Origin of the sequence: Streptomyces sp. NPDC005898 (assembly GCF_040629635.1) — a bacterium.
Lineage (GTDB): Bacteria > Actinomycetota > Actinomycetes > Streptomycetales > Streptomycetaceae > Streptomyces.
Genome location: NZ_JBEXWC010000007.1, coordinates 41,458 through 62,202, shown reverse-complemented (window position 1 = coordinate 62,202; position 20,745 = coordinate 41,458). Strand labels below are relative to the sequence as shown.

General features: G+C 72.8%; 14 protein-coding genes. 11 read left to right on the top strand and 3 right to left on the bottom strand.

Annotated elements, in window-relative coordinates:
• Positions 1 to 52: 52 nt before the first annotated feature.
• The 3 genes from ABZ385_RS12145 to ABZ385_RS12135 all read left to right on the top strand — a co-directional run bounded on the left by ABZ385_RS12145 (position 53) and on the right by ABZ385_RS12135 (position 3,038).
• Positions 53 to 256: a cold-shock protein gene (locus ABZ385_RS12145; protein ID WP_055556530.1), complete on the top strand. Its 204-nt coding sequence runs from the start codon at positions 53 to 55 to the stop codon at positions 254 to 256.
• 146 nt (positions 257 to 402) lie between these two features.
• The gene (locus ABZ385_RS12140; RefSeq protein ID WP_358911211.1) at positions 403 to 1,998 is read left to right on the top strand and encodes a DEAD/DEAH box helicase; all 1,596 of its coding nucleotides are present in this window, start codon (positions 403 to 405) and stop codon (positions 1,996 to 1,998) included.
• 176 nt (positions 1,999 to 2,174) lie between these two features.
• On the top strand, positions 2,175 to 3,038 hold the full coding sequence (locus tag ABZ385_RS12135) for a pentapeptide repeat-containing protein (RefSeq protein WP_358911209.1): 864 nt from the start codon (positions 2,175 to 2,177) through the stop codon (positions 3,036 to 3,038).
• A 6-nt stretch (positions 3,039 to 3,044) separates the two neighbouring features.
• Here the strand turns inward: ABZ385_RS12135 and ABZ385_RS12130 are convergent, their stop codons facing one another.
• Complete coding sequence (locus ABZ385_RS12130) at positions 3,045 to 3,935, bottom strand: hypothetical protein (protein ID WP_358911207.1); 891 nt, start codon at positions 3,933 to 3,935, stop codon at positions 3,045 to 3,047.
• A gap of 249 nt (positions 3,936 to 4,184) precedes the next feature.
• On the opposite strand from ABZ385_RS12130, the gene ABZ385_RS12125 reads away from it, so the two are divergent.
• Both ABZ385_RS12125 and ABZ385_RS12120 read left to right on the top strand, forming a co-directional pair.
• Positions 4,185 to 4,982: a serine protease gene (locus tag ABZ385_RS12125; RefSeq protein WP_358577676.1), complete on the top strand. Its 798-nt coding sequence runs from the start codon at positions 4,185 to 4,187 to the stop codon at positions 4,980 to 4,982.
• A gap of 150 nt (positions 4,983 to 5,132) precedes the next feature.
• A complete protein-coding gene (locus ABZ385_RS12120; RefSeq protein ID WP_358911205.1) occupies positions 5,133 to 8,219 on the top strand; it encodes an endo-alpha-N-acetylgalactosaminidase family protein in 3,087 nt (1,028 codons plus the stop codon).
• A gap of 43 nt (positions 8,220 to 8,262) precedes the next feature.
• Here the strand turns inward: ABZ385_RS12120 and ABZ385_RS12115 are convergent, their stop codons facing one another.
• Entirely contained in the window at positions 8,263 to 10,017 is a 1,755-nt protein-coding gene (locus ABZ385_RS12115) for a beta-galactosidase family protein (RefSeq protein WP_358911203.1), read from the bottom strand.
• 144 nt (positions 10,018 to 10,161) lie between these two features.
• Here ABZ385_RS12115 and ABZ385_RS12110 point away from each other — a divergent pair, with 144 nt between their 5' ends.
• From ABZ385_RS12110 to ABZ385_RS12085, 6 genes are all read left to right on the top strand, one after another.
• Positions 10,162 to 11,070 (top strand): AraC family transcriptional regulator, encoded by a 909-nt coding sequence (locus ABZ385_RS12110; RefSeq protein ID WP_358911202.1) that lies wholly within the window; start codon positions 10,162 to 10,164, stop codon positions 11,068 to 11,070.
• Between the two features lie 116 nt (positions 11,071 to 11,186).
• Positions 11,187 to 11,543, top strand: a complete 357-nt coding sequence (locus tag ABZ385_RS12105) for a chorismate mutase (protein WP_358584800.1) — start codon at positions 11,187 to 11,189, stop codon at positions 11,541 to 11,543.
• Between the two features lie 75 nt (positions 11,544 to 11,618).
• Positions 11,619 to 14,156, top strand: coding sequence for an aminopeptidase N (pepN, locus tag ABZ385_RS12100; RefSeq protein WP_358911200.1), 2,538 nt, complete (start codon positions 11,619 to 11,621; stop codon positions 14,154 to 14,156).
• 590 nt (positions 14,157 to 14,746) lie between these two features.
• Positions 14,747 to 16,162: an aminotransferase class V-fold PLP-dependent enzyme gene (locus ABZ385_RS12095; protein ID WP_358911198.1), complete on the top strand. Its 1,416-nt coding sequence runs from the start codon at positions 14,747 to 14,749 to the stop codon at positions 16,160 to 16,162.
• On the top strand, positions 16,159 to 17,595 hold the full coding sequence (locus tag ABZ385_RS12090; RefSeq protein WP_358584793.1) for a SidA/IucD/PvdA family monooxygenase: 1,437 nt from the start codon (positions 16,159 to 16,161) through the stop codon (positions 17,593 to 17,595). The genes ABZ385_RS12095 and ABZ385_RS12090 overlap by 4 nt, the downstream gene beginning before the upstream one ends.
• Before the next feature lie 77 nt (positions 17,596 to 17,672).
• Positions 17,673 to 18,854 (top strand): GDSL-type esterase/lipase family protein, encoded by a 1,182-nt coding sequence (locus tag ABZ385_RS12085; RefSeq protein WP_358911196.1) that lies wholly within the window; start codon positions 17,673 to 17,675, stop codon positions 18,852 to 18,854.
• A 15-nt stretch (positions 18,855 to 18,869) separates the two neighbouring features.
• Here ABZ385_RS12085 and ABZ385_RS12080 read toward each other — a convergent pair whose 3' ends face one another.
• A complete protein-coding gene (locus tag ABZ385_RS12080; protein WP_358911194.1) occupies positions 18,870 to 20,672 on the bottom strand; it encodes a 5'-nucleotidase C-terminal domain-containing protein in 1,803 nt (600 codons plus the stop codon).
• Between the last annotated feature and the right edge of the window lie 73 nt (positions 20,673 to 20,745).

Genomic DNA, 20,745 nt, shown 5'->3' with positions numbered 1-20,745 from the left:
GAGATCGCAATTCCGTGATTCTCCATACTCTGCCCCTGTTGAGGAGATTGACATGGCAACCGGCACCGTTAAGTGGTTCAACTCGGAAAAGGGCTTCGGCTTCATCGAGCAGGACGGCGGCGGCCCCGACGTCTTCGCCCACTACTCGAACATCGCGTCCTCCGGCTTCCGTGAGCTCGTGGAGGGCCAGAAGGTCTCCTTCGAGGTCACCCAGGGCCAGAAGGGCCTCCAGGCCGAGAACATCGTTCCTGCCTGATCGTCGCAGCGCGCGAACCTCAGAGCCGAGGCCCGCACCGGAAGGTGCGGGCCTCGGCTTGCGCTGTCATCGGGCCCTACGGGCCCAGAGCCGCACCGAAGGCTCAGAGGTCCGGAAAAGTCCAGCGACCAGGAAGGCATCACTGCATGAACAACTCCGACCGCCCCGCACGCCCCGCCCGCAAGCGTTCCGCGAGCCCCGCGGGCAAGGGCAGGCCGAACGGCCAGGCCGGCGGCTCCGCGAGGGGCCAGGCCGGCGGCTCGGCCAGGGCTCAGGCGAAGGGCTCCGCGCACGCCGCGAAGAAGCCCGCGAGCCGTAAGCCGAAGCCGGCCCAGGGCGGCGAGTTCGCGCTGCCGGAGAGCATCACCCCGGCCCTGCCCGCCGTCGAGGCCTTCGGCGACCTGGACATGCCCGAGGCCCTCCTGAAGACGCTGGCCGCCCAGGGCGTCACCGCCCCCTTCCCGATCCAGGCGGCCACCCTGCCCAACTCCCTGGCCGGCCGTGACATCCTCGGCCGCGGGCGCACCGGCTCCGGCAAGACCCTCGCCTTCGGCCTCGCCCTGCTGGCCCGCACCGCCGGGCACCGCGCCGAGTCGAAGTCGCCGCTCGCCATGGTCCTGGTGCCCACGCGCGAGCTGGCCCAGCAGGTGACGGACGCCCTCACGCCGTACGCCACCTCGGTGAACCTCCGCATGGCCACCGTCGTCGGCGGCATGTCGATCACCAAGCAGTCGGGCACGCTCCGCCGCGGCGCCGAGGTGCTCGTCGCGACCCCCGGCCGCCTCAAGGACCTCATCGAGCGCGGCGACTGCGACCTGTCGCGGGTGCGCACGACCGTCCTCGACGAGGCCGACCAGATGGCCGACATGGGCTTCATGCCGCAGGTCACCGCGCTGCTCAAGCAGGTCGAGCGGGGCGGCCAGACCATGCTGTTCTCCGCGACGCTGGACAAGAACATCGACCGGCTCGTCCGGATGTTCCTCAGCGACCCCGTCGTGCACTCCGTCGACCCCTCGGCGGGCGCGGTCACGACGATGGAGCACCACGTGCTCTACGTCGCCGACGAGACGGACAAGAAGGCCGTAGCCATGCGGATCGCCGCCCGCGAGGGCCGCGTGATCATGTTCCTGGACACCAAGCGCGCCGTGGACCGCTTCACCAAGCGGCTCCTCGCCAACGGCGTACGCGCCTCCGGCCTGCACGGCGGCCGCTCCCAGCCGCAGCGCAACCGTACGCTCGACCAGTTCAAGACCGGGCAGGTCACCGCGCTGGTCGCCACGAACGTCGCGGCGCGCGGCATCCACGTCGACGACCTCGACCTCGTCGTCAACATCGACCCGCCCGCCGATCACAAGGACTACCTCCACCGGGGCGGGCGTACCGCGCGGGCCGGGGAGTCCGGCAGCGTCGTCACGCTCGTGCTGCCCGAGGAGAAGCGGGACATGACGCGGCTGATGTCCGACGCGGAGATCAGCCCGCGGACGGCGCGGATCAGCTCCTCGGACGAGGAACTGGTGCGGATCACCGGGGCGCGCGAGCCTTCCGGGGTGCCCGTCGTCATCGAGACGCCCGCTCCGCAGCAGCCGGCGGGTGGCACTTCGCAGCGGCGTCGGCGGCCCCGTAGCGGGGGCGGCGGGGGCGGTGCCGGTGCTGGTGCGGCTGCGGCTTCCGGGCAGGGGCGGCGTCGGGCGCCTCGGCGGGCCGGGGGCGGGGCCCAAGGGGGGCGTCGTAGCGCCGCGTAGTCTTTCGGCTTCCCGCCGTGGGGGGTTTCCCGCCGCTCCGCGGCGGGGGTCTCCCACCCACCCACCCGTTTGCCCCGGGTGGACCACGCCGGGTAGGGCGGGAGTGCCACCCCACCTCGCCCGTCCGCGCACCGTCCCACCGCCGTACCGTACGAAGTCCGACAAGGAGACGTTCGATGAAGTCGGAGCGTGATCCGCTCGTGCTGAACCTGCTGGGGGACGATCAGGACGGCCGTGCCGGGCTCCGCGCCGAGTGCGGCGACTGCTTCGGGCTCTGCTGCGTGGCCCTCGCCTTCTCCGCGTCCTCCGACTTCGCCGTCGACAAGGACGCGGGCAAGCCCTGTACCAACCTCCAGGCGGACTTCCGCTGCGGCATCCACCGCGAGCTGCGCGGCAAGGGCTTCCGGGGCTGCACCGTGTACGACTGCTTCGGCGCCGGGCAGCACGTCTCGCAGGGCACCTTCGGCGGCCGCGACTGGCGCGCGGAGCCCGCCACCGCCCGGCAGATGTTCGAGGTGTTCCCGGTCATGCGGCAACTCCACGAACTGCTCTGGTACTTGGCCGAGGCGCGCACGCTGCCGCAGGCCGAGCCGATCCGCCCCGACCTGGAGAAGGCCCTCGCCAGGACCGAGGAACTCACCCGGGGCAGCGCCGAAGCCGTCGCCGCCACCGATGTCGCCGCCCACCGCGAGGACGTCAACGTCCTCCTCCTGCGCACCAGTGAACTCGTACGCAAGGGCGTCGGCGGCAAGAAGAAGAACCGGCGAGGGGCGGACCTCTTCGGCGCCCGGCTCAAGGGCGCCGACCTCAGGGGCGCCACCCTGCGCGGCGCCTGCCTGATCGCCGCCGACCTGCGCGAGGCGGACCTGCGCACCGCCGACCTCATCGGCGCCGACCTGCGCGACGCGGACCTGCGGGGCGCCGACCTCACCGGCGCCCTGTTCCTCACGCAGTCGCAGGTGAACGCGGCCAGGGGCGACGAGCGCACCAAGCTCCCCGGCGCCCTGGCCCGCCCCGGCCACTGGTCGGACGCGTCCTAGGGCCTCTCAGGCGTCGCACTCCAGGACGGTGCGGCACAGCGTGCACCGGGCCCGGACCCGGCCCCGCGCCGGGACGCGGATCCGCTGGAAGCACGTGGGGCAGGGGAAGGACACCCGCAGCGCGCCGGGCCCGTCGGGCGTGAACGCGTACGCCGCCCCGGCCGCCCGCGCACCCTCACGCGCGTGCCGCCGGTCCTTCGCGTACCGCCGCCTGTCCGCCCAGGCGGCCGCCGCCAGCGGTGGCTGCCGCTCGTCGCGGCGGGCCCGGGCGAGGCCCTTGGTGTACGCCGTGTACGCCTGCGCGCTGGTGAACCACGTCTCCGGCGCCTCGCCGAACGCCAGCGCCCGCTTGGCGAGGACGTAGCCGAACTCCTCGGGGGTGAGGTAGCCGAGCTTCTGCGAGGAGGCGCCGTCCTCGCGGTAGGCGTCCAGGAGCAGCCAGCCCGCGCCCAGATAGGTGGCGGCGGTGTCGGTGAGGATCTCGTTGTCGCGCGTGCCGGGGAAGGACAGGCCGAGGCGGTGCAGGTACACGTGCGTGACCTCGTGGGCGAGTGCCGCGCCGATGTCCCGCCGGTGCGTGCGGAAGCGGTCGTTGAGTTCGAGGAAGTACTCGGGGCCGGCGGTCAGTTCGACGTGCGCCGCGTGGGTCATCTCGCGGAAGCCGACGATCATCCGGGCGTCGGGCAGGCGGAAGTGCCGCACCATCTCGCGGGCCACCCGCTGCACGCCCGGATACAGGTCGTCCTGGTCGCCGAGGGCCACGTCGGCGGGGGCGACGCTGGTGTCGAAGGCGTGGACGGTGTCGTACGACAGGCGTTTGTGGAGTGCGGTGACGGCGGCGCGCACGGTCTCCAGGTGGGGGTAGCCGTGTACGACAGGACCGCCGCCGACCGTCACGCCCGCACCCCCTGACGCCACCCGCCGGGTACCCCGACTCGCCCTCACTGTACGGGTGTTGGGGCCCACGGCCCAGGGCGGGCGGGGGCTTCGCGCGCCGCCTCCTGGCCGGAAACAGCCCCTTGTACTCAGCGGACGCCGATCTCCATAATCCGGGACAACGCTTTTGGCGGGCTCATGCCATCCGTGTGGTCGATGGGAGCCCATGGCGTGCACCGCCCCCCACGAAACCCCACGAAGGGAAGTCCGTTGAAGACCAAGCCGCGTGGAGTCAAGAGAGCCGCCACCCTCGGTGGAATCGCGCTCGCCGCCCTCAGCCTGCAGCCCGTGGCCGCCTCGGCCGCTCCCGAGCCGGGCCCCCGGCCGAGCGAGAGCGTCGTCGGCGGCACCACCGCCAAGCAGGGCGAGTTCCCGTTCATGGTCCGGCTGTCGATGGGCTGTGGCGGTGCTCTGTACGCCAAGGACATCGTGCTGACCGCCGCCCACTGCGTGGACGGCTCCGGCGCCAACACCAGCATCACCGCCACCGCGGGCGTCGTCGACCTGCGCAGCACCTCCGCGATCAAGGTCAAGTCCACCAAGGTCCTCCAGGCCCCCGGCTACAACGGCAAGGGCAAGGACTGGGCGCTCATCAAGCTGGCCAAGCCGATCGACCTGCCCACGCTGAAGATCGCCAAGGACACCCGGTACAACAACGGCAACTTCACCGTCGCGGGCTGGGGCGCCGCCCGGGAAGGCGGCGCCCAGCAGCGCTACCTCCTCAAGGCGACCGTCCCCTTCGTCAGCGACGCCGACTGCAAGGCCGCGTACGGCGCCGAACTCACCCCCGGCGAGGAGATCTGCGCCGGCTACCTCGCCCAGGGCGGCGTCGACACCTGCCAGGGCGACTCGGGCGGCCCCATGTTCCGCAAGGACGAGACCGGCGCCTACGTCCAGGTCGGCATCGTCAGCTGGGGCAACGGCTGCGCGCGGCCGAACTTCCCCGGTGTCTACACCGAGGTCTCCACCTTCGCCGCGAACATAGAGAGCGCGGCCGCGGGTCTGTGACCTTCCGCCGCACCGACATGCGGGGCGTCCACCGCGGGCGCCCCGCACGTACGTAAGTCCAAGTCCTGTCCCTCCTCAGTCCATGGGCTTGTCCGCCCCGCCCGGCGCATCGTGATCGGCACCGATTCCGACCCATGACAGGGGTGCCGCATGCCGCCGTCGGACACGTCAGGCCCGAGCCGCCGAGCCGTCGTCGCCACCGGGGCGCTCGCGGGGGTGGGAGCCGCACTCGCCCCGGGCGCCGCTGCCTTCGCCGCCGGGCCGCCCGCCGCCGAAGTGGTCCTGCGCTCCGACCACCTGGACGTGCGCGTCGCCCGCGACTTCCCCCGTGTCGTCTCCTACACCGACCGCGCCGGCGGCGCCGTCCTGCACGGCCGGGCCGACGCCGTCACCGCCGTCCTCATCGACGAGAGCGAGCACACCCCTCAGGTCACCGCGTCGGTGGGCCGATCCCGCGTCTCCTACACGCTCGCCTTCGCCGGCGGCACCCGCATCGACGTGGAGATCGCCGTCGAGGGACACCGGGTCCACTGGCGCGTCACGCGGATCGCGGACACCGACGCCCTGCGGGTGAACACCCTGCGGATCCCCGGCCTCGCCCTGCTGTCCGTGCGCGACGACCAGCCCGGCGCCGCCCTCCTCGCCGCCCAGGTGCGGCTCGACCGGGCCGGGAGCGGCGACACCCTGGTCCGGCCGGCCCGGGACACGCCCGCCCGAGCGCCCGGCGGATGCGCGTACGCCGTCGTCGCGCACGACCGGCTCGGCGGGGCCGTCGAGACGAACACCTGCTACGACAGGCCGGCCTCGGCGGCGGGCACCACCTGGGAGAACGGCCGCCTGTGGCACGAGACGGCACACGTCGACGGTCGCGTGGAGGCCCGGCTGACGCCGGGGCAGTGGACCCACCGCGCCGCCACCGCGCCCCTGGACGCCACCGAGCCCCTGCCGTACGCCACCGTCGTGATCACCGGCGACCGCAACGGCGACGGGGTGGTCGACTGGCAGGACGCCGCGATCGCCTTCCGCGACATCATGGTGACGCCGCTCGGCGCCGACGAGCAGCACCTGCGGGTCGTCCCGCACATCCCGTTCAACTTCGCCTCCCAGGCCACCAACCCGTTCCTGGCCACCCTCGACGAGGTCAAGCGGATCCACCTCGCCACCGACGGGCTGCGCCAGTACACACTCCTGAAGGGCTACCAGTCCGAGGGCCACGACTCCGCCCACCCCGACTACGCCGGCCACTACAACACCCGCGCCGGCGGCCTGGACGACCTCAATACCCTGGTCCGCGAGGGCAGGAAGTGGAACAGCGACTTCGGTGTGCACGTCAACGCCACCGAGTCCTACCCCGTGGCCCACGCCTTCTCCGAGAAGCTGGTCGACGAGAACGACGAGCAGTGGGACTGGCTCGACCAGAGCTACCGCATCGACCAGCGCCGCGACCTGGTCTCCGGGAACATCGTCAAGCGCTTCGCCGACCTGCGCGCCCAGACCGACGAGGGCTTGAACACCCTGTACATCGACGTGTTCCGCGAGTCCGGCTGGACCTCCGACCGCCTCCAGCGGGCGCTGCGCGCACAGGGCTGGACGCTCACCACCGAGTGGGGCCACGGCCTCGAACGCTCCGCCGTCTGGTCGCACTGGGCCACCGAGACCGACTACGGCGGCGACACCTCACGCGGCATCAACTCCCGCCTGATCCGCTTCGTGCGCAACCACCAGAAGGACGTCTTCGCCGACAAGTGGCCCACCCTCCTCGGCATCGCCCGCATGGGCAACTTCGAGGGCTGGGTCGGCAAGACCGACTGGCACGCCTTCCACGACCTGATCTGGACCCACTCGCTGCCCGCCAAGTACCTCCAGGCGTACCCCATCAAGACCTGGGACGACCACGAGATCACCTTCTTCGGCCCCACGCGGACGACCGTCTCCGACGCCGACGAGGGAAAACGGCGCATCACCACCGACGGGCACCTCGTCTACGACGACGGCCGCTACCTGCTGCCCTGGGAGCCCCGCGAGGCCACGGACCCCGCCAAGCTGTACCACTACAACCCGGACGGGGGGACCGGCACATGGCACCTCCCGCGCGCCTGGGCGAGCCGCTCCCGCGTCGCCCTGTACCGGCTCACCGACCAGGGCCGCGTCTTCGAGTCGTACGTCCCCGTGACGGACGGAGAAGTCACCCTCCGGGCCGAGCCGAAGCAGCCCTACGTCCTCTACCGCGAACGGGCGGCGGCCCCGCCGGACCCCAAGTGGGGCCAGGGCACACCCCTGTACGACCCGGGCTTCCACTCCGGCTCCCTCACGGGCCGGCGGGTCACCGGGCCCGCCACCGTGCGGCGCAGCGCCCTCGGCGACCACGAGCTGGTCATCGGCGCGGGCGCCGAGGCCCGGGTCACCCAGCGCCTGGCCCGGCTGCGGGCCGGGACCTACGCGGCCTCCGTGCAGGTCGAGGTCGGTGAGCGAGCGGGGGAGCGGCGCAAGGCCTCCCTGGAGGTCCGCACCGCCGACGGCGTCGTCGCCGCCAACTTCACCGAGACCTCCACCGCGGGCAACTTCGTCGCCGCCGACCGCAAGCACGGCACCCGCTTCCAGCGCATGTTCACCTTCTTCACCGTCCCCGAGGGCGGCGGCACCGCCGAGCTGACCCTGCGCGCGGAGGCGGGCCGGGCCCGGGTGCGCTTCGACAACGTACGTGTCGTGGCGGCCCGGCGCCCCGCCGAGCGGCCCCGCGCCACCCTCGTCCACGAGGACTTCGAACACGTCCCGCAGGGCTGGGGCCCGTTCGTGAAGGGCGACGCGGGCGGCGTCACCGACCCGCGCACCCACATCGCCCGGCGCCACGCGCCCTATACGCAGCGCGGCTGGAACGGCAAGGCGATCGAAGACGTCATCGACGGCACAGAATCCCTGAAGTCGCGCGGCGAGAACACCGGCCTCGTCTACCGCACCGTGCCCCACACCGTCCGCTTCGCCCCCGGAAAGCGCTACCGCGTCACCTTCCGCTACGAGAACGAGAAGGCCGGCCAGTACGCCTGGATCACCGCCGTCGACGCACCGGCACCCCGCGAGACCGACCGCGAGGAGCTCCCCGTCGCCACCGCGCCCACCACCCTCACCTACGAGTTCACCGCCCCCGCCGAGGGGGAGGCCTGGGTCGGCCTGAGCAAGACCGGCGACGACGGCACGGCGGAGTTCGTCCTGGACGCCTTCGAGGTGACGGAGGTCTGAGCGGGGCCGGGTGCCGAGGTCTGAGGGGGGCGGGGCGGGCGGCTCAGGACAGGGTGATCTCCGACCTGTCCGCCCCCTCCAGCTCCAGCACCCACACCTCGTTGGCGCCCTCGCGCAGCACGGGGCCCGGCACGTACAGCGACCGCTGCGGGCCGATCGACCAGTAGCGGCCCAAGTTGAAGCCGTTGATCCACGCGAACCCCCGGGTCCAGCCCGGGAGTTCCAGGGACGCGTCGCCGGGGCCGGTGACCTCGACCGTGCCCCGGTACAGGCCGGGGCGGCCCTCCCCGGCGCCCGAGACGGGAACCGCCCCCACCGCCGACGGCACGTCGAACGCGTCGAGCCGCAGGCCCCGCGCCCGCACTCCGTGCAGATACTGCCGCTCGTGCAGGATGCCGCCCGTGATCCCCTTGCTCTCGCCCAGGCGCGGCCCGTAGTTGACCCGGCCGAGGGACTCCACCCACAGCTCCACGCGCGCGTGCCCCGCCACGGGCCCGGCGAGGACCGGCTCCTCCTCGCTCAGGACACCGGCGCGCTCCCCGTCCACGTACACCACCGCGAGATCGCGCAGCCCCCGCACGCCCAATGGATACGGCTCGCGCGGCCCCGGCACCGTCACGGTGTAGCGCACCAGGCCCCGGTCCACGTCCAGCTCCTCGAAGGTGGGCGGCACGGCATGGTCGCTCTCCGGGGTGCCGAGGTGGTCCAGGACCGTGTCCAGCGACGACCAGTCCGTCAGGGCCGCCGCGGCGGGGGAGCCGAGGACCGGCGGGGGCGGCGGCGGCTCGGGCGGGGGCTCGGCCGCGTACCGCGCGAGGACCTCCCGGAAGCGCCGGAACTTCTCCGTGGGCCGGCCCCGCTCGTCGATCGGCGCGTCATAGTCGTACGACGTGACGTCCGGCTCCAGCGGCCCGTCGTGCAGCGCGCCGCCACCCCGGTTGGCCCCCGCCCAGCCCGCGAAGCTCGTGCCCCCGTGCGCCATGTACAGGTTCACCGACGCCCCGCACTCCAGGATCTCCCGCAGCGCCGCCACGGCGTCGTCCACCTCCCGTACGACGGGGTCCGCGCCCCAGTGGTCGAACCAGCCGCACCAGAACTCCATGCACATCAGCGGGCCCGTCGGGCGGTGCGCGCGCAGCCTCGCGAAGCCGGAGCGCGCCCGGGAGCCGAAGTTCACCGTCGCCGGCACCCCGGGGAGCGAGCCGCCGGTCAGCATGTGGTCCTCGGGGCCGTCCGAGGTGAACAGCGGGACCGTGACGCCCTCCGAGCGCAGCACAGCGGCGAGGCGGCGCAGATACACCTGGTCCGAGCCGTAGCTGCCGTACTCGTTCTCGACCTGCACCATGATCACCGGGCCGCCGCCGGGACCCCCGTACTGACGCGGCACGACCTGCGCGAGAAGCCGGTGGAACCACCGCTCCACCGGCCCCAGATACGCCTCGTCCCGGGTCCGCACCCGGGCCCCGAGCGGACCCGTCAGCCAGTGCGGCAGACCGCCGTTCTCCCACTCCGCGCAGATGTACGGACCCGGCCGCACGATCGCCCACAGGCCCGCCTCGCGCACCGCGTCCAGGAAGCGGCCGACCGCCTCGACGTCGCGGAACGCGCCGGGACGCGGCTCGTGCAGATTCCACGGGACGTACGTCTCGACGCAGTTGAGCCCCATCGCCCGCAGCATCGCGAGGCGGTGCCCCCACTGCTCCTCGTGCACCCGGAAGTAGTGCAGCGCGCCCGACAGCAGCCGCACCGGCCGCCCGTCCACCTCGAAACAGTCCTCGCCGACCCCGAACCCGTCCACCGTGGCCTCCCCCCTCACCCGACGCCCGACCACGATCACCTCTGGCGGGCGGCGGGGTCCATGGACAAAGATCGGGTCCGGTTGGACGCAGCGAGACACCCCGGCCGGGCCCCGGACCCGGCCCGCACCGGAAGGGGCACGCGGATGTACCACACGTGGATGCGGTATTTCACTCCCAGCCCGGCCCACCACCGACTCGGCCTCGTCTGCCTCGGCGTCGGCCTCCAGCACGGCCTCCTGCCCACCGTCGGCCCCCGCACCCTCGACCACCACGTGGCCGTCGTCATCAGCGCGGGCGGCGGCTGGTTCCGCGGCCCCGACGGCAGCCGCACGACGGTCACCGCGCCCGCCCTGATCTGGCTCACCCCCGGCGTACGCCACCACTACGGACCCGACGCCGGCACCGGCTGGGACGAGTGCTTCGTCGACTTCACCGGCCCCGCCACCACCACGTACACCGAACTCGGCTACATCGAGCCCACCCGCCCGGTCGTCCCGCTCTCCGACGCCGCGGGCGCCCGCGCCGCCGTCGGCCGCATCGCCCGCGCCGCCCGCCGCGGCAACCCCCTCCTCGAAGTCGAGACGGGCGCCGCCGTCCACGAACTCCTCGTCGCCCTGCGCCGCGCCCGCGCCGACATCGCCCCCGACGGCGACCCCGTCCTGCAGGCCCTCGCCCGCGACGCCTTCCGGCCCCTGTCGGTCGCCGAACACGCCGCACGCCACGGCATGACCCCCGCCGAACTGCGCACCGCCGTGCGCCGCGGCGCCGGCTGCAGCCCCAAGGACTACCTCCTCGGCATCCGCCTCGGCCGCGCCAAGGAACTCCTCGCCGCCACCGAACTGCCCGTCGCCGCCGTCGCCCGCCGCGTCGGCTACGACGACCCCGCCTACTTCTCCCGCCTCTTCACCCGCCGCGTCGGCACCGCCCCCATACGCTTCCGCCGCCAGCAGGGCCGCACCGTCCCCGGCGGCTGGTCCCAGCAGATCCCGCACCCCGACCACCCGCCGATGCTGCGCTCCTCTCCGGCCGAGGGCGCCGAAGAGGCAACGTAGGCTCGTGGCCCATGAACACCAGTCACACCAGCGACGCGAACGACCCGAGCGGCCAGCGGGGCGCGCAGCCGGACGGACAGCCGGACGGACAGCCGGATGGACAGCCGGACGGACAGATGGTCGGACAGCCGGGCGGACACCAGACGGGCGCGCAGGCGCACGCGGGCGCGAACGCCGGCGCGGACGAGGCCGTGCGCGCCGAACTGTCCCGGCTGCGCGACAGCATCGACAACATCGACGCCGCCGTCGTCCACATGCTCGCCGAGCGCTTCAAGTGCACCCAGCAGGTCGGCCACCTCAAGGCCAACCACCACCTGCCGCCCGCCGACCCGGCCCGCGAGGCCCGCCAGATCGCCCGCCTGCGCCAGCTCGCCGAGAACGCCAAACTCGACCCCGCCTTCGCCGAGAAGCTGCTCAACTTCATCATCGCCGAGGTGATCCGCCACCACGAGACGATCGCCAAGTCCTCCTGAGGCACCCCCCCCGCCGGCACGGCGCACACGGCCCTGACCTTCACCGATGCCCCCGCCATCGGGCAGCATGGGCCCATGCCCGCACTGACGCGCGACGAAGCGCAGACCCGAGCCCAGCTCATCGACGTCCACCGGTACACCGTCGAGCTCGACCTGAGCCGGGCGGCCGACGCCACCGGCGACACCTTCGACTCGCGCACCGTCATCCGGTTCAGCGCCCGCGCCGACGGCGCCACCTTCGTCGAGCTCAAGCCCGCCGAGCTGCGCTCCGCCACCCTCGACGGGCGGCCCCTCGACCCGGCGGCCCTGACCGAGGGCCGCCTCCCGCTCGAGAATCTCACCGCCGGCGAGCACGAGCTGCGCGTGGACGCCGCGATGCGCTACTCCCGCACCGGCGAGGGCATGCACCGCTTCACCGACCCCAGCGACGGTCTGACGTACACCTACAGCCAGCTGTTCATGGAGGACGTGCAGCGCGTCTTCGCCGCCTTCGACCAGCCCGACCTGAAGGCCGTCTTCGAGATGAGCGTCACCGCCCCCGAGGAGTGGACCGTCCTCGCCAACGGCATCACCGAACACCTCGGCGGCGGCACCTGGCGCGCGGCCGCCACCCCGCGCATCCCCACCTACCTCGTCGCCGTCGCCGCGGGCCCCTACCACTCCGTGCGCACCGAGCACCGCGGGCTGCCCTTCGGCATCCACTGCCGCCGCTCCCTCGCCCCCTTCCTGGACGCCGACGCCGAGGAGATCCTCGACATCACCCGGGCCTGTTTCGACCGCTACCACGAGAAGTTCGAGGAGCCCTACCCCTTCGACTCCTACGACCAGGCGTTCGTCCCCGAGTTCAACACGGGCGCGATGGAAAACCCCGGCCTCGTCACCTTCCGCGACGAGTTCGTCTTCCGCTCCGCCGTCACCGACACCGAGCGGCAGACCCGCGCCATGGTCATCGCCCACGAGATGGCCCACATGTGGTTCGGCGACCTCGTCACCCTCGCCTGGTGGGACGACATCTGGCTCAACGAGTCCTTCGCCGAGTACATGGGCTTCCAGACCACCGCCGAGGCCACCCGCTTCAAGGACCCCTGGACCGACTTCGCCGTCGCCCGCAAATCCTGGGGGTACGACGCCGACCAGCGCCCCTCCACCCACCCCGTCGCCCCCGCCCCCGACGCCGTGCCCGACACCGCCTCCGCGATGCTCAACTTCGACGGCATCTCCTACGCCAAGGGGGCGAGCGCCCTGCGCCAGCTCGTCGCCTGGCTCGGCGAGAAGGACTTCCTCGCCGGCATCAACACCCACTTCGCGCGCCACAAGTTCGCCAACGCCACCCTCGCCGACTTCATCGACTCCCTCGCCCACGCCACCGACCGGGACGTCCACGCCTGGGCCGAGGCCTGGCTGCGCACCACCGGCGTCGACACCCTCACCTCCAAGGTCGTCCACGCCGGACGCGAATGGACCCTCACCCTCGACCGCGACGCGGGCCCCGGCGCCCACGGTGAAGGGCGCCCCCACCGCGTCGTCGTCGGCGTCTACGACCGCGACCTCTCCGGCGGCCCCGGCCTCGTCCTGCGCGAGCGCTACGAGACCGACATCCCCTCCGCCGAACCCGCCGCGCCCCGCGACGGCGGCCGCCCCGCATTGATCGTCCCCAACGACCAGGACCTCACCTACGCCAAGATCCGCCTCGACGACGCCTCCCGGGACACCGCCCTGCGCGACCTGTCCGGCGTCCCCGACGCGCTGACCCGCGCCGTGCTGTGGAACACCCTGCGCGACCTGGTCCGCGACGGCGAACTCGACGGCGGCGCCTACCTGGCGGCGGCCCGCGCCCACCTCCCCGAGGAGAGCGACCTCGCCGTCGTCCAGGGCGTCCTCGCCTTCGCCACCGCCCATGTCCTCGCCCGCTACACCCGCCCCCAGGACCGGCCCGCCGCCCTCACCACCCTCGGCGAACTCTGCCGCGACCTGATCCGGCGCACCGAGGACGGCTCCCACCCGGGGCTGCGCCTGACCGCCGTCCGCACCGCCGTCGACGTCACCACCCAGCCGGGCCCCCTCCAGGCCTGGCTGGACGAGGGCACCGTGCCCGGCGGCCCCGAACTCGACCCGGAGCTGCGCTGGCGCGTCCTCGCCCGGCTCGCCGCCCTCGACGCGACCGACGAGGCGGCCATCGCCGCCGAGCTGGCCCGGGACCCGAGCGCCACCGGCCAGGAGGGCGCCGCCCGCTGCCGGGCCGCGCTGCCGGACGCCGCCGCCAAGCGCGCCGCCTGGGAGGCCATGTTCTGCTCCGACGAGCTGTCCAACCACCTCCTCAAGGCCACCGCCCAGGGCTTCTGGCAGCCCGAACAGGCCGAGCTGGTACGGGAGTACGTCCCGCGCTACTACGAGGACGCCGTCGCCGTCGCCGCCCGGCGCGGCCCCGCCGTCGCCGAGGTGGTGGGCCAGTGGGCCTTCCCCGGCCTGTTCGTCGAGGCCGACACCCTGCGCCTGGGCGAGCGCTGCCTGCGCGACGCGGACCCCGTCCCCGCCCTGCGCCGCAAACTCACCGACCAACTGGACGACCTCGCGCGGGCCCTGCGCGTCCGCCAGGGGCCGCCCCAGTCCTGACACGGGTCTGCGGGCGTGGCCTGAGGCGGGGTCCACGGGTGGGGGCCTGAGGCGGCCCAGGGCGTGGGCCTGCCACGGGTCTGCGGGCGGGGGCCTGACGCGGGTCTGCGGGTGTGGGCTTGAGGCGGCCCAGGGCGTGGGCCTGACGCGGGTTTATGGGCGTGGGCTGACACGGGTCTGCGGGCGTGGCCTGACGCGGGTCCACGGGTGGGGGCCTGAGGCGGTCCAGGGCGCGGGCCTGACGCGGGTCTACGGGCGGGGCCTGAGGCGGGTCTACGGGTGCGGGCCTGAGGCGGGTCCACAGGCATGGGCCTGAGGCGGTCCAGGGCGTGGGCCTGACGCAGGTCTACGGGCGGGGCCTGACGCGGGTCTACGGGCGGAGGCCTGACGCGTGGCATCCGTCCGGGCTCTGGACGAGCCCGGGCGGGGCGTGACAGCGCGGACGCCGCCTAGCACCCCATCCCGCGCCACCACGTCCTCTCCGCACGGCAGTACCACTTTCGGGTTCGGTTCGCCGAAGTATGCGCTCGCGCCGCCCAAGTGGCGTACAGGCTGGTGATCCCGTACGCGCACACCCGAAGGACACCGCCATGAGCAGCCCGCCTCCCCTCGCCGGGGGCGCCCAAGGCCCCGACGCCCTGCGGCCGTTGCTCGCGGCCACGCTCGACGCCCTGCGCGACGGCGCGGCCGCCCGCAACGGCCCGCTGCCCGCCGGCGGCCCCGCGGCCGTCACCGACCGCCTGCGCGCCGCCGCCGAACCCCTCCTGCCCGAGCGGGGCACCGGCCCCGAAACGGCCCTGCGCACCCTCGTCCACGCCCTCGCCGAAGGTGCCGCCGACCCCGCCGACCCCCTGTGCGCCGCCCATCTGCACTGCCCGCCGCTCGCCGTCGCCACCGCCGCCGACCTGGCCGCCTCCGCGCTCAACCCCTCCATGGACTCCTGGGACCAGGCACCCGCCGCCTCCGCCCTCGAAGCACTCGTCACCCGCGCCCTCGCCGCTCTCGTCCACCCCGAGGCCGACGCCCTCGTCACCACCGGCGGCACCGAGTCCAACCAGCTCGCCCTCCTCCTCGCCCGCGAGACCCGCGCCCCCACCGGCTCCGGCGGCCCCCCGCGCCTGGTCGTCGGCGTGAACGCCCACCACTCCCTCGCCCGCGCCGCCTGGCTCCTCGGCCTGCCCGCACCGGTCACCGTCCCCGCCCCCAGCGGCACCCTCGACCCCACGGCACTCGGCCACACCCTCACCGACCTCACCGCCGCCGGGCACACCGTCCTCGTCGCCGCCACCGCCGGCACCACCGACGCCGGACTCATCGACCCCCTCGACACCATCGCCGACCTGTGCGCGACCCACGGCGCCCGCCTGCACGTCGACGCCGCCTACGGCGCCGGACTCCTGTTCAGCGACAGCCGCCGCACCCTCCTGCGCGGCATCGAACGCGCCCACACCGTCACCCTCGACCTGCACAAACTCGGCTGGCAGCCCGCCGCCGCCGGACTGCTCGCCGTCCGCGACCCCCGCGACCTCGCCGCCCTCACCCACCGCGCCGACTACCTCAACGCCGACGACGACACCGACGCGGGCCTGCCCGACCTCCTCGGCCGCTCCCTGCGCACCACACGGCGCCCCGACGTCCTGAAGATCGCCGTCACCCTCAAGGCCCTCGGCCGCCACGGCATCGGCGCCCTCGTCGACCAGGTCTGCGACCAGGCGCGGCGGTTCGCCGACCTCGTCCGGGCCCACCCCCGCTTCCAGCTGTACGACACACCCGCCATCAGCACCGTCCTGTTCCGCCCCCGCGACGCCGACGACACCGACATCGCCCACCTGCGCAGGAAGCTGCTCACCGACGGCACCGCCGTCCTCGGCCGCGCCGACCTCGGCGGCCGCAGATGGCTCAAGGCCACCCTCCTCAACCCGCACACCCGGGCCGACGACCTCGCCGCGCTCCTCGACCTCGCCACCCCCGCACCCGAACGCCCGGAAGGAACCACCCCCCGATGACCGCCACCCCCGAACCCGCACGCACCACCCCCGAAGACCCCCGCGACCTCGTCGGCATCGGCATCGGCCCCTTCAACCTCTCCCTCGCCGCCCTCGCCCAGCCCCTCGGCGAACTCGACACCGCCTTCTACGACCAGCGGCCCGCCTTCCACTGGCACCCCGGCCTCCTCATCGACGGCGCCACCCTCCAAGTCCCCTTCCTCGCCGACCTCGTCACCCTCGCCGACCCCGCGAGCCCCTGGACCTTCCTCAACTACCTCAAGGCACGCGAACGCCTCTTCCCCTTCTACTTCGCCGAGCGCTTCCACATCCGCCGCGCCGAATACGACGCCTACTGCCGCTGGGTCAGCGACAACCTCACCGGACTCCACTTCGGCCACCAGGTCGACGCCGTGCGCTGGAACCCCGAACACGACCTCTTCGAGGTCGACTACACCCAACTCGACGCCGACGGCGAAGCCGAGGCCCTCGGCCGCACCCACACCAGGAACATCGCCCTCGGCGTCGGCACCGCCCCCTACGTCCCCGACCCCCTCAAACCCCTCGCCGAAGCCCCCGGCGTCCCCGTCATCCACTCCGCCCACTACCTCGACCACCGCGAACGGCTACTCGCCGCCGAACACATCACCGTCATCGGCTCCGGCCAGTCAGGCGCCGAGATCTTCCTCGACCTGCTGCGCGCCCGCCCCACCGGACACGAGAAGATCCACTGGCTCGCCCGCACCGAGGCCTTCGCCCCCATGGAGTACTCCAAGCTCGGCCTCGAACACTTCACCCCCGACTACACCCGCTACTTCCACGCCCTGCCCGAAGCCGTCCGCGACGGCCTCGTCCCCCACCAGTGGCAACTGCACAAGGGCATCGACGCCGACACCATCGCCGCCATCCACGACGAGCTGTACCAGCGCACCCTGCACGGCGGCTGGCCCGACGCCGTACTGACCCCCGGCGTCCGCGTGCGCACCGCCGGACGCGTCGCCACCACCCGCGTCGAACTCCACCTCGAACACCTCCAGCAAGGCACCCGCTCCCGCCTCACCACCGACGCCGTCGTCCTCGCCACCGGCTACCGCGAACGCCCCCTCGACCAGCTCCTCGCCGGCCTCGACCCCTACATCCGCAAGGACTCCTCCGCCCGCCCCCGCGTCGACGAGCAGTACCGCCTCGTCCTCGACCCCTCCATCACCGGCACCGGCAGCAACATCTACGTACAGAACGCCGAACGCCACACCCACGGCGTCGGCGCCCCCGACCTCGGCCTCGCCGCCTGGCGCAGCGCCACCATCCTCAACAGCCTCACCGGCAAAAACCCCTACCCGCTGCCGCGGCGCACCGCCTTCACCAGCTTCGGCCTCCACACCCCCGAGGACCGCTCCCACCCGGCCGGCCGCGACCAGGAACAGCGCTCACACCTCGTACCCCTCAAGAACTGACCCCCGGCCGCCGCACATTGGCCGAGAAAACCACCCCACGACGAAATACCCGCCCCTCCCGGCCCGTTCAGACGATCATGACCATCGACTCGCAGGCCTCCTGGACCGCAGCCTTCCGCTCCGCCGTCGTCAGCCCCCACGAGAGCCTCGACCTCTTCGAGCCGCGCTCCTTCGCCGCGCAGACCCTCCGCCAGGTCATCCGCCTCGACGGCGGCGGCAGCGCCCTGCGCGTGCGCCTGAGCAACCGCTACGGCAAGGAACCCCTCCGCGTCGGCGGCGCCCACCTCGCCATACGCACCCAAGACAGCGCCATCGACCCCGACAGCGACACTCCCCTGCGCCTCGACGGCGCGACGGACTTCACCGTCCCCGCCGGCGAGGAAGTCATCACCGACCCCCTCGAACGGCCCGTCGCCGCCGGCGACGAACTGGCGATCACCCTCTGGCTCCCCGAGCACACCGGCCCCGCCACCTACTCCGCCGTCCCCCTGCGCACCGGCTACGCCGTCCCCGGCAACGCCCTCACCGCACCCACCCTCGCCGGCACCGAAGGCCTGGAGGAACTCGCCACCCGGCACTTCCTCACCGGCGCCGACGTCCTCGCCCCCGCCGGCACCGCCGTCGCGGTCGCCTTCGGCGACTCCTGGTTCGAGGGCGCCGGCACCACGACCGACACCGACCACCGCTTCCCCGACCTGCTCAACCGGCGCCTGCGGGACGCCGGCCGCCGCGGCTGGGTCGTCAACCAGGGCATCTCCGCCAACCGCCTGCTCACCGACGAGATCGGCGAACACGCCCTGGCCCGCCTCCAACGCGACGCCCTCGACGTGCCCGGCGTCACCCACGTACTGATCCACTTCGGCCTCAACGACCTCGGCCTCCCGGGCCAGGAGGCCTATCCGGCCACCGCGCCCATCCCCACGGCCGCCGACCTCATCACGGGCCTCACCACACTCGCCGACCGCATCCACGCCGCCGGCCTCACCGCCGTCGCCACCACCGTCGGCCCCTACAAGGACACTGTGTACGAGGGCTACTCCACCCCCGAAGGCGTCGCCGTCGCCCGCGAGGTCAACGACTGGATCCGCGGCGCCGACAGCCCCTTCGACAGCTACGCCGACTTCGCCGCCGCCGTCGCGGACCCGGCCGACCCCGACCGCATCCGCGACGACTACGACTGCGGCGACGGCCTGCACGTCAACGACGCGGGCGCCCAGGCCCTCGCCGACTCCGTCGACCTCGCCGCCCTGGACCTCTAGAACACCGGCACCCCCTCAGAACACCGGCACCCCGTCCCGGGTCAGCCGCCAGTCCACCGACGCGAACTGGCCCGGGTCGATCGTCCCCTTCGCCTTCACCCAGCCGATGATCGTGTTCCGGATCTCCTCCGAATTCGCCCACACCTGCTTCGCGCCCGCCACGTGCGGGAAATTGCCGCCGCCGCTCGCCCGGTAATTGTTCACCGCCAGCACGAACTGGGCCCGCGGATCGATGTCCTTGCCCTCGAACGACAACTTCACGATGCGCGAGCCCACCGGCTTCGCGACGTCGATCTCGTACGTCACCCCGTACACCGCGTCATAGTTGTAATCCGGGATCTTGTCGGCGTTCGTCAGCTTCGCCGGATCGACCGGCGCCCCCGCCGGCGTCTGCACGTAATAGCGCGCGGAGAACTCCAGATAGTCCTTGAGCTGCGCACCCGTGAGCAGCCGCGCCTCCAGCGTGTTCTCGAACGGATACAGCCCCGCCGCGTCCTTGATCGTCACCTCACCCGCCGGAATCCGCGCCGTCCGCGAGAAACACGACGCCTGCGACAGCACCGGCAGCGCCGCGTACGCCCCGCCCCGCAGCGCCTGCGTCACCGTCTCCCGCTGCACCTCATTGATCAGATCGATGATCGGCACGTCCTTGTACGGGCCCTCGGCCGTGCTCATCGCCGCCGTCGAGGTGCCGATGACCTGATTGACGTAGGCGACGACCTTCCTGTGCTCGTCGGCCAGCAGCCCCGTGATCTTCCTGTCCTCGGCCGCCGTGTTGGAGTTCAGGACCTTCGCGCCGACCTTCGCCACCGTCCACCGGCCCTTGGCCCACACCAGATCGAAGTCGAACAGCGTCAGCCGCTGCCCCCACTTCAGCGGCTCCGACAGCACGACCTTCTTGCCGGTCGCCTTGTTCTCCACGAAGTACTCGGGGATCTCCGTGTGCGCGTGCCCCACCAGGATCGCGTCGATCCCCGGCACCTGCTCGGCCACGAGCCCCGCCGCGTTCTCCACGTACGGCAGCTGATCACCGTACGACGACGTGCCACTGGAACCCGAGTGCGCCGACACGATCACCACGTCCGCGCCCATCGAGCGCAGCCTCGGCACCCACTTCGCGGCCTGCTCCTCAAGGCCCGGGAACGTCATCTTCCCCTGCACATTCGCCTTGTCCCAGATCGCGATCCCCGGATTGGTCAGCCCGAGCACCGCCACCTTCACATCACGGCCGTGCGGGGTCCGCAGCCGCTTCATGACATAGGGCGCAAAAGCGGGCCGCTGCGTCTTCGCGTCCAGCGCGTTCGCCCCGAGCAGCGGAAAGTCGCACTGCTCCTCGAACTTGCGCAGCACCGGAATCCCGTAGTTGAACTCGTGGTTGCCGAGCGCCGCCGCGTCGTACCCGATCGCGTTCATCGCCTGAGCCATCGGATGCACCGGGCCGCGCGCGGCGGTGATCGGATCCACCTTCGCGTAGTAATACGACAGCTGCGTGCCCTGAATGGTGTCGCCCGCGTCGATGAGCAGCGTGTTGTGGCGGCCCTTCGCCGCGCGGACCTCGTTCACCAGCGTAGAGATCTTCGCCAGGCCCACGTCGTTGTGGTCCTTGTCGTCGAACTCCTTGTCCGTGAAGTAGTCCCAGTTGAAGACATTGCCGTGCAGGTCCGTCGTGCCCAGCACCGTGAAGGAGTACCGCTTCTCCCGCCGACCGGGCTCCCCCTTCGCCTGCGCGGCGGACGGCGCCACGGCCGCCCCGGTCAGGGCCACACCCGCGCCGGTGACGGCGGACGTGCCCAGGAACTTCCTGCGGTTCAGCGGCATTTCTGTACTCCTCGGTCGACCGTGGTAACGCGCGTAGATTCTGACCCCGCGAGCCACACCCGCAACAGACCCC

Bases quoted from the DNA above. Each gene is read 5' to 3' on its own strand.
- ABZ385_RS12145 (WP_055556530.1), top strand. From the start codon at position 53: ATGGCAACCGGCACCGTTAAGTGGTTCAACTCGGAAAAGGGCTTCGGC.
- ABZ385_RS12140 (WP_358911211.1), top strand. From the start codon at position 403: ATGAACAACTCCGACCGCCCCGCACGCCCCGCCCGCAAGCGTTCCGCG.
- ABZ385_RS12135 (WP_358911209.1), top strand. From the start codon at position 2,175: ATGAAGTCGGAGCGTGATCCGCTCGTGCTGAACCTGCTGGGGGACGAT.
- ABZ385_RS12120 (WP_358911205.1), top strand. From the start codon at position 5,133: ATGCCGCCGTCGGACACGTCAGGCCCGAGCCGCCGAGCCGTCGTCGCC.
- ABZ385_RS12110 (WP_358911202.1), top strand. From the start codon at position 10,162: ATGTACCACACGTGGATGCGGTATTTCACTCCCAGCCCGGCCCACCAC.
- ABZ385_RS12105 (WP_358584800.1), top strand. From the start codon at position 11,187: ATGGTCGGACAGCCGGGCGGACACCAGACGGGCGCGCAGGCGCACGCG.
- pepN (WP_358911200.1), top strand. From the start codon at position 11,619: ATGCCCGCACTGACGCGCGACGAAGCGCAGACCCGAGCCCAGCTCATC.
- ABZ385_RS12095 (WP_358911198.1), top strand. From the start codon at position 14,747: ATGAGCAGCCCGCCTCCCCTCGCCGGGGGCGCCCAAGGCCCCGACGCC.
- ABZ385_RS12090 (WP_358584793.1), top strand. From the start codon at position 16,159: ATGACCGCCACCCCCGAACCCGCACGCACCACCCCCGAAGACCCCCGC.
- ABZ385_RS12085 (WP_358911196.1), top strand. From the start codon at position 17,673: ATGACCATCGACTCGCAGGCCTCCTGGACCGCAGCCTTCCGCTCCGCC.
- ABZ385_RS12080 (WP_358911194.1), bottom strand. From the start codon at position 20,672: ATGCCGCTGAACCGCAGGAAGTTCCTGGGCACGTCCGCCGTCACCGGC.